This is a genomic window from Brucella ciceri, assembly GCF_041930145.1.
Classification (GTDB): domain Bacteria; phylum Pseudomonadota; class Alphaproteobacteria; order Rhizobiales; family Rhizobiaceae; genus Brucella; species Brucella intermedia.
In genome coordinates this window covers 371,868-386,325 of the sequence record NZ_JBHEEV010000004.1, presented here as the reverse complement: position 1 = coordinate 386,325, position 14,458 = coordinate 371,868, and the positions used below count along the sequence as shown (strand labels likewise).

The following is a 14,458-nucleotide window of genomic DNA, read 5'->3' as shown; positions in this document are numbered from 1 at the left end:
CTTCCCTCTCCTGCCTAAACTTTACGCGCTTGCGCGGATTTACCAGAAACCGCGATGCTGCCAGCACCAGAGAAAATTATGCTCGCCACGCTCGACCCGACTGCGGCGGCGGGCTGCAATTTCCTCGGCATTCAGCTTCATTTCGCGCCATGGCTGCTCAAGAAAGGTCGGAATACGCAAGAACGCATTCTTCATTTTAGTAGCGACCAGTTGAACTATTCGCTTCATGCCAAGCCTCCTCATCACCTCGCGCTCAGATATTGTCGCGCTTTCGCCACAACAATGAACGACAGGTTAATTTTGTAGGCTTCCTGGAATTTGTCAATAACCTACTTATTTTATGGGAGTTAACATCATGAAATAATTTGCGAGCCAAACCGTTTGGCTCGCAAATCTGTTCCAATCACACCTCGTAATCGACGGGCGTCGAAATGCGGACCTTGCCGATATGGCGGCCATTCATCGACTCGATCTTGAACTCCAGCCCGTCAGCGGCGAAGCTCTCTCCTCCCAGGGGCAAGTGCCCCAGATGCCAGAGGACATAGCCCGCGAGCGTCGTGTAGCGATCAGCCTCGTCCACCAGATCGCGTTCCAAGAGCCCGCTCAAGCGGCGAATATCGGTGAAACCATCAACGAGATAGCCGCCCTTCCCGTCCGACTGAGCGACAGCCGCTTCTTCGTCTTCATCCGGAAACTCGCCAGCGATAGCCTCAAGAACATCGGTCGGCGTCACAACGCCTTCGAATGAGCCATGCTCGTCCACCACTACCGCGATCTGAACAGGAGAGTTGCGCAATTGCTCCATGACGCGAAGCACGTTTGCATTCTCATGCACGACCAGCGGCTGCTTCACGGTTTTATCCCAGTCTATGGGTTTCTTGTCACCTATATCCAGCAGAAGGTCTCTGACCAGAGCCACACCGACGAATTCATCCACCTGACGGCGCGCAACGACGACGCGCGAATGCGTCAACTTGCGAATAGCTGCGTCAAGTTCCGCCTCGTCTTCATCAAGGTCGAGCCATTCGATCTCATTGCGCGGCGACATGATGGAGCGTACAGGCCGATCAGCCAGATCTAGCACACCGCGGATCATCTCCTTTTCTTCCGGAAGAAAGACATCGCTGGCCGCCGTCTGCTGAGCAATTACGTCAACCGTATCGGAGAGCGGGTTTTCACCGCGCCCGCCCCCGAGCAGACGCAAGACCGCGCCTGCCGTGCGTTCTCGCAGATCATTGGTGGTGACCAGCTTCTCGCGATTGTGTCGCGCCATCTGGTTAGCTGCTTCAATCAGTACAGAGAAGCCGATAGCTGCATAGAGATAGCCCTTTGGAATATGGTAGCCGAAACCTTCCACGACCAGGCTGAAACCGATCATCATCAGGAAGCCAAGACAGAGGATGACAACCGTGGGATGCTTGTTGACAAAGTCCATCAGCGGCTTGGAAGCAAGCATCATCACGCCGATGGCGATAACGACGGCAATCATCATGACCGGCAGGTGCTGAACCATGCCCACTGCGGTGATGACGCTATCCAGCGAGAACACAGCATCCAGCACGACAATCTGAACGATCACCTGCCAGAATACGGCATGCACGACCTTGGAATTTTTGGGTCCATGGGCCCCTTCCAGACGCTCGTGAAGCTCCATCGTGCCTTTTGCAAGCAGGAAGAGACCGCCAATCAGCATGATGATATCGCGTCCCGAGAAGGATATTTCCATCAACGTGACCAAAGGCTCACGCAGGGCAACGATCCATGAAATGGAGGCGAGCAGCACAAGGCGCATCAAAAGCGCCAGGCTGAGGCCGATCAACCGTGCACGATTGCGTTGATGCGGCGGCAGCTTGTCGGCGAGAATGGCGATGAAGACGAGATTGTCGATACCGAGAACAATCTCGAGTACCACCAATGTCACCAAACCTATCCAGGCATTGGGGTCGGCAATCCAGTCCATGGACCAGTCCATGATATGTCGGCTCCTTTAAAGTTCAGCAGAAACAGTGAATGGAAATAACGCTGCAAACAGGTGCTGGCCGGACCACTTTGAGCGGACCAGCCCCATGCAGGCGAGATTGTCGGGAGTTGTGCAACGCGCAGGAAGCCCGGAACGTCCCTCTAGGGAATCCGGACTTCGGGAAGACGAATCGTCAGAACTGTCGTCGGGCATAAAGCGCGATGAACCTTATATCGGGCAATGCGAAGCTCGGAGCCTCAGCGAATACCGGTTGCCATATGGAATATATCGCTCGTTATTATGCAGACGGAAACCAGCCGCACAAGAGATTACTATTCGGCCGGTGACACATGAACGCGACGCTTGCGTTCGCGGCGCGGACGCGCCTTGAAAAACCGGACACCAATGACGGTCACGATAATCGTGGCGATGGTGATCCCGATTACGAACCAGAACATGTGATCCCCGTCCATCCTGGCGAAAACGCCAGCGCCGCGGCCAGCCAGCCAGCCGGGAAGGAACATCACCGGAGCCCACACCAGCGCTGAGAGGATATTGGCGGTCTGGAAGCGCGTCTGGTCCATCGACATCATGCCTGCCACCATCGGCACGGTGCAGCGTATAGGACCGAAGAAGCGCCCCAGAAACACTGCCGAAAAACCATAACGGCGGAAAAGAAGGCGCGCACGCGCCACACCGCTCCGGTGCTTGTTGAGGGGCCACTTGTGGATGATGTTACGGCCCAGCCACCAGCCAAGGAAATAGGAGATGATATCGCCAATCACCGCACCGATGATCGCGCCGATGATGACGGGAATGGGTTCGATGATTCCGGCGCCCACAAGGCCGCCGATGGCGATCATGATCGGTGTGGCCGGAATGAACATTCCTATGATGGCGAGAGATTCGCCAAAGGCGATGATGCCCACGATAGGCCCAGCCCATGCCCGATGATCGGAAATAAACTGTCCGAGATCGCCTATTATGCTTTCCATTCCGTCCTCAAATACCTCGAACCGGATTCCGAAACGATATGAACCGTTCCTTTATTCGACAAGGGCAACTCCGGTGCATGAATCGCCTTGCTCTCATAACTTTGGGCGGTACGGGTGCCCTCCTGTCCAGGATGATTACCAACCGATCAAGTCTTTTATATGCCGTAGCTTCTCAGACAAGCATCAATAATTGATGACATGGCTGCGACATTTGCAGCGTATCCCTACTCCCCGATCACCCTCCCGCCGCACATATTATACTGGGCAACGCCGAATATGGAGTCGGCCAGCTCTCCATACAACGCCACAATGGAAAAAATGAATCAAATCAAGAATTTCTCTTTTTTGATTCTCAAATCCGCGCAGAAAATCCACAACCACAGTAAGTATATTTCAAAGAGACACTGGTAGCGTGCAAAATCGGAAATTTAAAAATCCCGCATTTCTGGGCTTTCTACGCCATCTGTCATTTTTTTCAGAAAATTTTCAGTTGAAGGCTGGACAGGTGGAAAAGAGGCCGTTATAGAACCGCTCACTTCACCGGGGCCGCTGCCTCGGCAAAGCGAGTGGGTGATTAGCTCAGTTGGTAGAGCAGCTGACTCTTAATCAGCGGGTCGTAGGTTCGATCCCTACATCACCCACCATTTTCTCTTCAGAAAACAAACGCTTCCGCTGATAAATTGTCTTGAGTGACTGGACAAACCCAGACTCTTCCTTATGGAGCATACGCTTCGATGCTTCGGGATTCCTCCCCTAAGAATGTTCTCGTGGGCCGCTCTATTGCTCCCTGATACATTACCGATAATTAATTCGCCCATTCATATGCGGTTCATCTAAAATGACAGACATTACTCGCACGCCATTTAGCGGCGCCCCTGTAAAAGAGTAATGGAGTTAAATAGCCATGAAATCCAAGACCGCACTTATCGCTGTAATTGCAACGTCTTTGCTTTCCCTACCCGCATTGGCACAAGAAAAAAGCAATTCAAATACTGATAAACCGGCGACAGAGACGACCGCTGCACAAAACACTGACACGAAGGGCAGACATGGCCCCGTTGATCTCGACAAATTCTCACGCATGGACGATCTCAAGGCAGCCGACACGGATGGCGACGGCGTACTCTCTCGAGCCGAAATCGAAGCGCTGGCACAAAAGCGCATTGTGAGCCGAGCGGCTGACCGCATGGAGCGTCGTCTCGATATCAACGGCGACGGCAAGGTCACGCTTGCGGAAATTGAGAACCAGCGCAAGAAGGAATTCGCTGCACTAGATCGGAACGAGGACGGCAAGATTGATCGCAGCGAAATGCGCGCAGCGAAAATGCACCACGCCAGAGGTTCTCACCATAAGGGTCCCCATCGCATGGAGCACCATAAGGGCGGAGAGCACAAAGGCCCGATGAAGGGCCAGGCAGAAAAGCCGCAGGAATAAATCCAAACAAAAGCCCGGGCTCAATGCCCGGGCTATTTTCGCATAGATATCAGCGACAGGTTCAGGAGCGGATGACGCCCTTCTTGAAGATGATATTTCCGTAGAGCCTCTTTTCACCCGTCCGAATGATCGCGAAAGCGTCACGGGCGCGGTGATAGAAAGCAAATCTCTCCATTGGATCGACGGAAATTTTACGCCCTTCGGCCTTTTCAATGACGGTTTCAAACTCCTTGAAAATCGCTGGCGTTTCATTGGGTGCCTGCATGACAGCCGCTGGCTTGTCGACAAAATCGTCTAGAGGCAGCAGCGACAGCACGGCCTCAGCCATATCCGTCGCAGTGATTCCCGGAAAATCGAGCACGTGCACGCCGGAGGACTGCGCCGGATAATTGGCATCGACAATCACCAGATCGTCGCCATGCCCCATATCTGCGAGGACTTCCAGCAGCGAGCCCGTCAGCAATGGATTGATATTCTTCAACATAAGGAGTCAGTTCCCATAAAAATTCGAACAGGTCACACTAAACAACTCGCTTTCAGAATCGCAAGGTCCAAGTGCTGGCGGAGGTGACGGCCCTATCGGGTTGTCGGGTCCAGCTTGTCACGCAGCCAATCACCCACAAAACTGATCGACAGCGTGGTGAACATGATCACAAATGACGGCGCGAGCATGATCCACGGCGCGCGGGTAAGATATTCGCGGCCATAACCGACCATATTGCCGAGGCTGGTCATTGGCGGCTGCACGCCGAGACCAAGGAATGACAGACTGCTTTCAAGCAGAATGATCTCCGGGAAGGTCAGCGTCATCGAGACGATCAGCGTCGAAGCGATATTCGGGAGAATATGCTTGAGATAAACGCGTGACGGCGTAGCGCCGAGCTGCGTAACCGCCGCAGCGTAGCCTTGCGCATTGGCAGAAACGGCCAGTCCACGTGCTATACGGGCATAACGCTCCCAACCGTAGAAGCCCATCAGGCAGGTCAGCAGCAGGAGCGAACTTCCGAAGAATGCAAGCACCGCGAGCGACAGAATGAGGAATGGCAGCGCTGCCTGAAAATCAGCCAGCATGACCACAATCTGTTCGACCGCCCCCCGAAAATAGGCTGCAAGGAAACCGAGCGTTGTCCCGAACACTGCGGAAATGATCGTCGCGCCAAACGCGATGAGCAGCGAAATGCGGATGGACTCGATAAGGCGCGAAAGCACGTCGCGACCGAGCTCATCGGTTCCCAGCCAGTGCTGTGCGTTCCCGGGCAGTGCGAGGCGATTTTTCAGGTCGAAGGCTGTGATGTTGTACGGTCTTATCCAATCTGCGGTGGCCGCAATCAGGATCATCGCCGCAATCCAGACAAATCCGATGATGACCATCAGCGGAATGCGCCTGCGGTTCTTTTTCGGTTCCGTGGATACAGCGGCGGTATTGGCAATCATATCCGTCATCGGTTCAGCCTCACGCCTTGCCCTGCGCCTGACGCAGACGCGGATCGAGATAACCATAGAGAAGGTCGACCACGAAATTGGAGATCACCATCGTCGCGGCCACAAGAAGCAGGATGCATTGCACGATTGCGAGATCGCGATTGGCGACCGAAACTACGAGCAATCTGCCCACTCCCGGCCAGGAAAAGAGCGACTCTACCACCACAGCGCCTGCAATCAGCGATCCGACCATAAACCCAACGATCGTGACAATCGGAATAGCCGCATTAGGCAGTGCGTGCCGCCAGACAACATTGCGCCAGGACACTCCTTTGGCGCTCGCCGTGCGAATATATGGTTGCCCCAGAATCTCGATCATCGCGCTGCGGGAAAAACGCGCCAGAATAGCCGCACCGCCCAGTCCCATCGTGATGATAGGGAGAATGGCGTGCATCCAGCTATCCTGTCCGCCCGAAGGCAACCATCCAAGCGATACCGAGAACACGAGCACGAGCAGCAGGCCGAGTACGAAACTCGGTAACGTGAAGCCAATGACAGCCGTTGCCATGACGGCCCGGTCAATGAAGCTGTTGCGATGCAGCGCCGCATAAATTCCGGCGGGAATGCCAAGTCCAAGCTTGATCAGCAACGCAGGTATCGTTAGCTGGAGGGTGGCAGGGATGCGCTCCGCCACGAGTGTGATCGCAGACTGACCGTCACGCATCGAAATTCCAAGGTCGCCGCGCGCGATGGCTCCGAAATAGCGCAAATATTGCTGCCAGAGGGGATCGTCGAGGCCCCAGTTCTTCCGGAATGCAGCTATGGCTTCCGGCGGAGCGTCTGGTCCCATGATGATCTGGGCTGGATCACCAGACATGCGCAACACTACAAAGGCAAATGTCACCACCAGAAGAATGGTCACAAATGCACGGAATCCGCGAACCATCAGAAATCTAAGCATGAATATTGTCCGTCTGCGGTGTTCCGGCAAAATGGCAGGCGACTTTGCGTCCCGCTGGCATGTCGAGGAGTTCAGGTACCTCGCTGCTGCAGCGCGGAGCGGCAAAACGGCAGCGGGGATGAAAGGCACAGCCACTGGGCCGCGCAGCAGGATTAGGCGGCTCACCCTGCAGAATGATGCGATCGCTGAGCGGCGTTCCCGCGACAGGAACACTCGACACGAGTGCCCGCGTATAGGGGTGAAGCGGCTTGGCAAAAACTTCGTCAGAGGAAGCTTCTTCGACGATACGGCCCAGATACATGACCGCGACACGATCCGATATATTGCGCACCACCTTCAGATCATGGCTGATGAAAACCATCGCAATGCCTTCGCGTTCCTGCAAATCCCGCAGAAGGTTTACGACCTGCGCCTGAATAGAAACATCCAGCGCTGATACTGGTTCATCGCAGACAATGAGTTGCGGCCTGGACGCGATGGCCCGCGCGATGACGACGCGCTGACGCTGCCCGCCGGAAAGCTCATGCGGGTAGCGTGAAGCCTGATCGGGACGAAGCCCCACCGCTCGCATCAATTCGGCGACACGGGCTTTCTGCTCATCCGGAGTCCCGATGCCGTGGATTTCCAGTGGCTCGGCTATCTGACGGCCAATAGGCAACCGCCGGTCCAGAGCAGCAAGAGGGTCCTGATAAACGAGTTGCATGCGCGCGCGTAAAGCGCGCCAGCTCGCCGTCTTTTGACGCGGCAGAGCTGAGCCCTCAAAGGTGACTTCCCCTTCGCTGGGATCTTCCAGACCGAGAAGCAGGCGTCCAGTTGTGGATTTGCCTGAACCGGATTCGCCAACAATTCCGAGTGTCGTCGCCGGAGCTACCGACAGGGAAAGCCCATCTACAGCGCGAACTGCAACTGGTTGCGCGAACAGCCCTTTGCGTGACGTATAGGTTTTGACAAGGTCGCGGGCTTCGATGAGAGCGGCTGTCATTGTGCTATCGCCTTTGTACTCGCTTGCGTTGAAACACGACCGCGCATTGATGGCAGTAAAGACGGCGCTGCCGGATAGGGATGAAAACAGGCGACCATGCGCCCCTCACCGGCGTCGTCCTGCGGAACACCAAGCCGTGGAAGACTTCGCGCGCAGAGGTCGCTCGCGCTCAGGCAGCGTGGCGAGAATGCGCAACCTTGCGGAAGCTTGCCGGGTTCAGGAACCGTGCCCTCGATGGGGATCAGACGATTGCGCCCGCCATCAAGGCTCGGAATGGAACCAAACAAGCCATGCGTATAAGGATGACGGGGCGCGGCGAAAAGCGCTTCGGTCCGGGCCTGCTCGACAATACGTCCCGCATACATGACGGAAACCCGTTCGCATATTTGCGAAACAGCGCCGAGATCGTGGCTGATAAACACCAGAGCCATGCCGGTTTCCGCGCGCAGGGCAGCCAGCAGATCGAGAATTTGAGCCTGGATCGTCGCATCGAGGGCAGTCGTCGGCTCATCAGCGATAAGGATGTCAGGGTTGCCCGCGAGCGCCATGGCGATCATCAAACGCTGGTTCTGGCCACCTGAAAATTCGTGCGGATAATTATCAATACGTCGACGAGCATCGGGAATTCCAACAAGCTCCATCAATCGCAACGCCTCTGCCCGGGCCGCAGGTCCTCTCAGCCCGCGATGTAGCCGCACGGCTTCCTCTATCTGTCGCCCCACCCGGATAACCGGGTTCAAGGAACTCGACGGGTCCTGAAAGATCATTGCGACGCGACCGCCGCGAACATTTTCGAGCGTGCTGCGGGAGGCGGTCAGCAATTCCGTTCCTTCGAGGAGAACACTGCCGGAGATCGACGCTTTCTTCGGAAGGAGGCCGAGCGCTGCCAGCCAGGTGACAGACTTGCCGCAGCCGGATTCCCCGACAAGCCCCACAGCTTCGCCACGCCCAATCGAGAGGTCGATACCATGCAGAACCGGCACGCCGTCAAAGGCTACGTGAAGATTGGAAATTTCGACCAGCGGCATCATGCAATCCTTCTGGTTCATTCACATTCGCGGGGCGGGAAGCCCCAAAGGACAAGCGAGCCCGGTCATACCGGGCTCGCTACTACAAATGGTTCAAGCCCAGTTGTTCTTGCGGAAGTCCATCGCGAAAGCAGGTGCGGCCTTCCACTTCAATGACTTCGGCTTGGCCGTGAACGTCGCGTTCTGATGGAGGACCGTGTAGGCTGGGTCTTCACGTTCGCAGATTTCCAGCATCCGCTTGAACGCTTCCTTGCGCTTCGCGTGATCCGTGCTGGTTTCCAGAATGACGGAAAGCTTGTTTGCTTCCTCATTCGTCCATTCGCCGACCTGCTGCTGCTGGCCGTTCGGGCCGTGCTGGCTGACGATGGAAGAAACAGGATCGTTGAACGGCGCAGAATTGGACCAGTCACGCACTGCGCGTCCCGGGCTCTTTTCCAGGATTTGCTGCCAGTTTTCCTTCATCTGGATTTCGACGTTCAGGCCTACCTGATTCCACATCTCCACAAGGATCTGCGCGGTCGGGGTCTGGTTGGTGTAGTAATTGTTGAGCAGGCGGTAAGGGATTGCATCGCCCTTGTAACCGGCTTCTTTCAGAAGCTGCTTGGCGAGATCAGGGTTATATTCCGGAACATTCCAGCCCTGGACGAACATATCGCCATAATAATCCCACTGAAGCCCTGCCGGAACGACCGTACGGCCGGCCCACAGCGAATCCACGATCGCCTGACGATCGATCGCGTGGGTGAATGCGCGACGCACCAGCGGGTTTTCAAGCTGCGGATGGAACTTGTCGAAAACGGTCAGACGATGGTTAAGGATCGTACCGCCCTGAACCTCGAAAGCGTCGTTCTTTTCGATGCCCTCGATCTGGTCCGGCGGAATGTCGCAGGCAAACTGATATTCACCCGAGAGCAGACCATTGATGCGAGAGGCTACTTCCGGCACTTCGATGAAACGGATCTGCTTCAGCGGCGGGCGTCCACCCCAATATTCATCATGAGCTTCGAGCACCAGCATGTTGTCTGGCTTAAACTCGACAACCTTGTAGGGGCCGGTGGTGATCGGCTTGCGCGCCCAATCGAGATAGCTTGGGGATTCCTCCCAACCGCGACGGCTCATGATCTGGCTGCCGTAACGCGAGATGCGGCCTTCCATGGTGACGTCCGGCGTACCGTTCTTGAAACGCACCGTATATTTGTCGACCACTTCCACACCCAGCAGGGCCGGCCAGGAACGGCGGGCAGTCGCGGGTACTTCCAGCGGCAGTTCCTTGCTTTCGCGACCGAGCGGATTTTTCTCCGTGACGTAAATCGTCTTGCCTTCGGCTGGCTGCGTGTCGCCGAACATGCGTTCCTTGCCGAAGGTGAAGGCAACGTCTTCGGCGGTCATCTCGTCGCCGTTGTGGAACTTCACGCCCTGACGGAGTTTCAATTCGACGGTCTTGTCGTCAATGCGGGTCCATTCGGTCGCAAGGCCCGGCACGGCAGAAAGCCCGCCCAACCAGTCACGGTCGATCAGCGCTTCCCAGATACTGGAGAAGAAGACGCGTTCGCCGACATTCGACTGTTCGCGAAGGACGTCGAGCGTATTGCTGTTCGCCACCTTTTGCACCGCAATGGTGATTGATGTGCGATTGTCAGCCTGTGCGATGGCAAAGCGCGGCAGGATGAGCGAACCCGCGGCACCGGCTGAAAGTCCAAGCATCCCGCGTCGGGTCAGATTGATCATTGGTTGCTCCTGAGATCAATGGTTGCGCGTTGTCAGCCCTTGCGGGCTGGATCTGTAATGGGTGAGTGTCCGGTCGGCATGAGACAGTCGCCACGACAATGCCTTCTGGGCATAGTCACGAACGAGGGCCGCATAAGCAGGATCGCCAGCCAGATTGTTGAATTCATGCGGGTCTGCCTTCAGATCGAAGAACAGCGGCGGCAGGGCCGCAAAATGCACGTACTTGTAGTTTTCGTCCTCGATCACACAGAGGCTGCAATCATCCTGGGAAAGCTGGACCGAGTTCTGCGGCTGATCGTAGAAGACATCGCGGAAATCAAACTCGTAATGCAGTTCCGTGCGCCAGTCGGCGGGCTTTCCCTCAGCCAGAAATGGCAACAGCGAACGGCCGTCGCAGGCGCGAGGCGTTTCTCCGCCCAGCCATTCGAGGATGGTCGGCATGACGTCGATGCTTTCGGAGAAGCCTTCTTCGATCTGGCCGGCGTGCCGGTTCTGTCCCGCATCCTTTATGACCAAGGGAATACGGAAGCTTTCGGCATTGTAACCGATCTTGCCGAGCAGGTGATGATCGCCCAGCTGTTCGCCATGATCGCTCGTGAAGATGATCAGCGTGTCGTCCCACTGACCGGTTTCATCGAGATAGGCAAAGACCTTCCCCAGACAATCATCGATCTCGGTGATCAGTCCGCAATAGGTAGCGCGCATCTGGCGAATTTCGCCCTCATCAAGCGTTGCTCCCGAGCCTTCCGCACCATGGAAGAACGAACCGCGTCTGATGTGATCGATATAGTGCTTCATGAGCGGATGCTGTGCCGCTTCGGCATCCGGATTCTCCGCACGTGTAGGCGCAGGCATATCTTCGGCTTTGTACATCGCATGGTAGGGCGCGGAGGCTACGAAAGGCGGATGCGGGCGATAATAGCCAAGATGCAGGAAGAAAGGCTTGCCGTCCCTGCCCTTCAGATATGTCAGGGCGCGCTCCGTGAAGAATGTCGAATCCGAAAATTCCTTCGGAATGCGCGACGGTTTGTCGGTAGCGCCGGGAACGGAATGTTCACCTTCCGGCAGCCAGATATCTTCGCGGTTCTCTGGCAGTTCGAAGCCGTTTTGGGCCACCCAGCCAAAATACCCATCCATATTGGGCTCGAATGCGCCAACCGAACGAAAGCCGTCCATGATGTCGCCCAGGACCGTGAAACGCGGATCTCTTGCAGAGGTTGTGCGCGGATCAGGTGTCGTGGTGGTGTAACCAATGAGCGCGGGATCGTAGCCAATGGCGCGCAGGGCCTTGCCAAGGTTCAGATGGCGCTGGTCAAGCGGAACAGTGTTCTGCACCGCTCGGTGGTTCATCAGGTAGAGGCCCGTTAGCAGGCTTGCCCTTGCCGGGCCACACGGCACGCACGTCGTGACATGATTTCGGAAGGTCAAGCCTTCCCGGCAAAGACGATCAAGATTGGGCGTTTTAAGGAAGGGTTCGCGCCCCTCCGCCCGCATCAGGTGAGGGATAAAATCTGCTCGCCATTGATCAACGACGATAAGCAGGACATTTTTTCTGGTCATGTTGGCCTCGTTATTTCCGAGGCTTACTAGGACCCTTGTATTTCAAGGGCATGACCCTTGTGTAATGTTTTGGTGAAGCTCTGATTACAAGAACGCCGGCCAAAGGCCGGCGTTTCGCTTATGTCGATTGAATAGCCGATTATTCCGTCTTGGCTTCGATATCGACCTTGTCGAGCAAAGTGAGCGGATCCTGCGATGCAGCTACCATTTCAAGGGCGCCAATGCCTCTATCGGCTTTCGCCTTGACGGCCAGCTCGAAAATATTCGGCTTTGCAAGGAAGGTAGAAAACGCCGCCGCAACATCCTGCAACTGCGGCTGATCCGCTGCCAGTTCCTGTAGAGCGGCTGCAGCTATCAGAGACACAGTGCTGCGCACTTCGTCTTCGGTCATATTGTTCTCTTGGGCATACATTTTGATGCCCTTGGCGATGATACCCTTTTCCTGGATTTTGAGGTTTACCTGCTTGGCCTTGAGCCCAAGCAAAGCGACCTGTGTCATCACCTTGTCACCTGAGAAGAACTCCTTGGTGAAGCCCCCCATCAAGCCCGACATGGACACGGACCCCATATCCTTGCCGCTGACCGAGATGTCCTTGATGATCAGATTCTGGTTTGCTTCATCCCAGTTGGCCTCGAAATTCGAGGACATGGTGAGACGGTCATAACCAAGTTTGCGAAGCTGCTGGTAGAATTCGTCATCGCCCTGTGCCGGGACTTTGAGCGACATATCTTCGTAAGCCACGCGCACGTCGGTCGGAATGCCGTTGTAAGGCTTGTTGAGAGAGACTTCGTAGCTCTTCATGGCAAACTGAATGCGTTCCGGCAGCGAAGGAACCGACGTTCCTTCCGTTGCAGCCTGATCCGCATCGTCCGCGTTTTCTTCGCCTGCATCTACATCTTCAGATTCGTCGTATGGCAGGTCTGCGTCGATTCCCACAATCCGAAGCGTGCCGAATTCCGGAAGCATGGTCGTATAAGGGAAGTTCTCAATCTGATCGTCGCTCAGCGCCGCAAACTTTTTCAACGCTTCGATTGATGTCGCCCAGGAGAAGCCCTTCAAGGAAGCTTCTTCCATCTTCATGTAATCCGGGCCTTCCGCAAACCCGAAACCCTTGATGGTCGCGTCCATCTTCTGATTGTCGAAAGCGACCGCAATGCGTTCGATGCCGCCCTTGCCCTTCGAGGGATCGGTAGGCTCGATCTTCATGCCGATCAGCTCGACATCACCCTTGCCGATCGTTTCGAACAGGGAAGTCAGCTTGAGAATAAGCTCACGCGTTTCTGCCGGGGAAGGTTCGTCCATCTTTTCGAGAGCTTGCAGCTTTTGCAAAGTTTCGGTGAATGGTACGGCAGGCATACGAGCTGAAAAGCCGTTGCTGCGAACTTCATCGTAGCGGAAAGTCACATCCTTCGTCTTCATGACGATGTTTTTCGCCGAGAACGGACCGTAGACCGGCTTGGCCTCCTTGTCGTCCGGACCTGCCTTCTCGGTATAGAGGCGTGCAAGGAAGACACCATCGATGTCCTTGCCTTCTGCGGCACCGATGGTACCCGTCATTTTGTCCGTGACTTTTTCGCCGTCTTCGTCAGGAACTTCGACCGTAAAGTCGAAATCTGTGCTGGCAGCGGTATAGCGAGCAACCTTACCGAGGTTGATATCTTCCAGCGCAACGTCCTTGTAGACAATGTTCTGTTCGTTATTCGCAACCGTCTGGACGACCTTGATTTCCTGCGCGGTGAGGCGCTTTGCCGAGAAACGGCCAACGCGCTCCGGCAGCGTGAGACCGCTATTGCCGAAAGTGTCCTTCAGCATGGCGCTATCGAAATTGGCGTCTTCGATCGCCACGCTTGGAATGGAAATCTTGTAGTTTCCGATCTCTGTATCGATGCCCGACGCATTCAGCATCCCCGTGAGGAACAGGAACTTCGGGCGACCATCGACCGACGCAATACGAACGTTAGAGCCATCCTTCAGCGGCAACGTCACGTCGCGCAGGTGGATACGTCCGAGAAAATCCGCCTCGACGGAAGATGCCTTGCCGCCACGCTTTTCAAGCTGCGATGTAATGGTCTTCTCAAGTGTGAATTTGTATCCGGTCAAACCGGCGGCAGCGATAGCGATTATCGCAACAGCCGCCCACAGCGCCTTGCGCCCACCCTTACGGGTTCCGTTCTTTGCCTGCTCCACGATGCTGGTCCTTTCAGCGCAAATTAAAACGGTGTCTGTGCCAGCTTATTGTCTAGAGCGAATTCGCAGTCGAAAGGGAGGCTTTGACATTGCGTTAATACGGCTGAAACAACTGCTTGAAACACACAGCCTGAATCGGTCAGGCAGACAGATGCTCTAACTACCTGAAATTGCAAGCGCAAGAAGGGATATAAAATTT

Annotated in this window: 12 protein-coding genes and 1 tRNA gene; 2 read left to right on the top strand and 11 right to left on the bottom strand. The window is 55.6% G+C overall.

Features of this window, described 5'->3' with window-relative positions:
- Positions 1 to 39: 39 nt before the first annotated feature.
- From JNC63_RS10590 to JNC63_RS10580, 3 genes are all read right to left on the bottom strand, one after another.
- Positions 40 to 228 (bottom strand): hypothetical protein, encoded by a 189-nt coding sequence (locus tag JNC63_RS10590; protein ID WP_022568359.1) that lies wholly within the window; start codon positions 226 to 228, stop codon positions 40 to 42.
- A gap of 175 nt (positions 229 to 403) precedes the next feature.
- Positions 404 to 1,972, bottom strand: coding sequence for a TerC family protein (locus JNC63_RS10585; RefSeq protein ID WP_025090472.1), 1,569 nt, complete (start codon positions 1,970 to 1,972; stop codon positions 404 to 406).
- Positions 1,973 to 2,292: 320 nt separating this feature from the next.
- Positions 2,293 to 2,955 carry a DedA family protein gene (locus JNC63_RS10580; RefSeq protein ID WP_025090473.1) on the bottom strand — a complete coding sequence of 221 codons (663 nt, stop codon included), beginning with the start codon at positions 2,953 to 2,955 and terminating at the stop codon, positions 2,293 to 2,295.
- 568 nt (positions 2,956 to 3,523) lie between these two features.
- On the opposite strand from JNC63_RS10580, the gene JNC63_RS10575 reads away from it, so the two are divergent.
- Both JNC63_RS10575 and JNC63_RS10570 read left to right on the top strand, forming a co-directional pair.
- Positions 3,524 to 3,599 (top strand) — tRNA-Lys (locus JNC63_RS10575).
- A gap of 260 nt (positions 3,600 to 3,859) precedes the next feature.
- Positions 3,860 to 4,390, top strand: coding sequence for an EF-hand domain-containing protein (locus JNC63_RS10570; RefSeq protein WP_025090474.1), 531 nt, complete (start codon positions 3,860 to 3,862; stop codon positions 4,388 to 4,390).
- Between the two features lie 61 nt (positions 4,391 to 4,451).
- Here the strand turns inward: JNC63_RS10570 and JNC63_RS10565 are convergent, their stop codons facing one another.
- From JNC63_RS10565 to JNC63_RS10530, 8 genes are all read right to left on the bottom strand, one after another.
- Positions 4,452 to 4,874 carry an RbsD/FucU family protein gene (locus JNC63_RS10565; RefSeq protein ID WP_006467138.1) on the bottom strand — a complete coding sequence of 141 codons (423 nt, stop codon included), beginning with the start codon at positions 4,872 to 4,874 and terminating at the stop codon, positions 4,452 to 4,454.
- Positions 4,875 to 4,966: 92 nt separating this feature from the next.
- A complete protein-coding gene (locus JNC63_RS10560) occupies positions 4,967 to 5,833 on the bottom strand; it encodes an ABC transporter permease (protein WP_025090475.1) in 867 nt (288 codons plus the stop codon).
- 10 nt (positions 5,834 to 5,843) lie between these two features.
- The gene (locus JNC63_RS10555) at positions 5,844 to 6,773 is read right to left on the bottom strand and encodes an ABC transporter permease (RefSeq protein ID WP_006471716.1); all 930 of its coding nucleotides are present in this window, start codon (positions 6,771 to 6,773) and stop codon (positions 5,844 to 5,846) included.
- On the bottom strand, positions 6,766 to 7,755 hold the full coding sequence (locus tag JNC63_RS10550; protein ID WP_025090476.1) for an ABC transporter ATP-binding protein: 990 nt from the start codon (positions 7,753 to 7,755) through the stop codon (positions 6,766 to 6,768). The genes JNC63_RS10555 and JNC63_RS10550 overlap by 8 nt, the downstream gene beginning before the upstream one ends.
- Positions 7,752 to 8,786, bottom strand: coding sequence for an ABC transporter ATP-binding protein (locus JNC63_RS10545; protein ID WP_043715475.1), 1,035 nt, complete (start codon positions 8,784 to 8,786; stop codon positions 7,752 to 7,754). Before JNC63_RS10545 ends, JNC63_RS10550 begins: the two co-directional genes overlap by 4 nt.
- 90 nt (positions 8,787 to 8,876) lie before the next feature.
- Complete coding sequence (locus JNC63_RS10540) at positions 8,877 to 10,511, bottom strand: ABC transporter substrate-binding protein (protein WP_025090478.1); 1,635 nt, start codon at positions 10,509 to 10,511, stop codon at positions 8,877 to 8,879.
- Between the two features lie 15 nt (positions 10,512 to 10,526).
- The gene (gene pehA, locus JNC63_RS10535) at positions 10,527 to 12,071 is read right to left on the bottom strand and encodes a phosphoric/sulfuric ester hydrolase PehA (protein ID WP_025090479.1); all 1,545 of its coding nucleotides are present in this window, start codon (positions 12,069 to 12,071) and stop codon (positions 10,527 to 10,529) included.
- A gap of 139 nt (positions 12,072 to 12,210) precedes the next feature.
- Entirely contained in the window at positions 12,211 to 14,259 is a 2,049-nt protein-coding gene (locus JNC63_RS10530) for an aq_1923 C-terminal domain (RefSeq protein ID WP_025090480.1), read from the bottom strand.
- Positions 14,260 to 14,458 lie beyond the last annotated feature (199 nt).

What these genes read in the sequence shown, in the direction of transcription:
- JNC63_RS10555 (WP_006471716.1), bottom strand. Translation starts at nt 6,773, where the DNA reads ATGCTTAGATTTCTGATGGTTCGCGGATTCCGTGCATTTGTGACCATT.
- pehA (WP_025090479.1), bottom strand. Translation starts at nt 12,071, where the DNA reads ATGACCAGAAAAAATGTCCTGCTTATCGTCGTTGATCAATGGCGAGCA.
- JNC63_RS10550 (WP_025090476.1), bottom strand. Translation starts at nt 7,755, where the DNA reads ATGACAGCCGCTCTCATCGAAGCCCGCGACCTTGTCAAAACCTATACG.
- JNC63_RS10590 (WP_022568359.1), bottom strand. Translation starts at nt 228, where the DNA reads ATGAAGCGAATAGTTCAACTGGTCGCTACTAAAATGAAGAATGCGTTC.
- JNC63_RS10545 (WP_043715475.1), bottom strand. Translation starts at nt 8,786, where the DNA reads ATGATGCCGCTGGTCGAAATTTCCAATCTTCACGTAGCCTTTGACGGC.
- JNC63_RS10565 (WP_006467138.1), bottom strand. Translation starts at nt 4,874, where the DNA reads ATGTTGAAGAATATCAATCCATTGCTGACGGGCTCGCTGCTGGAAGTC.
- JNC63_RS10560 (WP_025090475.1), bottom strand. Translation starts at nt 5,833, where the DNA reads ATGACGGATATGATTGCCAATACCGCCGCTGTATCCACGGAACCGAAA.
- JNC63_RS10570 (WP_025090474.1), top strand. Translation starts at nt 3,860, where the DNA reads ATGAAATCCAAGACCGCACTTATCGCTGTAATTGCAACGTCTTTGCTT.
- JNC63_RS10585 (WP_025090472.1), bottom strand. Translation starts at nt 1,972, where the DNA reads ATGGACTGGTCCATGGACTGGATTGCCGACCCCAATGCCTGGATAGGT.
- JNC63_RS10580 (WP_025090473.1), bottom strand. Translation starts at nt 2,955, where the DNA reads ATGGAAAGCATAATAGGCGATCTCGGACAGTTTATTTCCGATCATCGG.
- JNC63_RS10540 (WP_025090478.1), bottom strand. Translation starts at nt 10,511, where the DNA reads ATGATCAATCTGACCCGACGCGGGATGCTTGGACTTTCAGCCGGTGCC.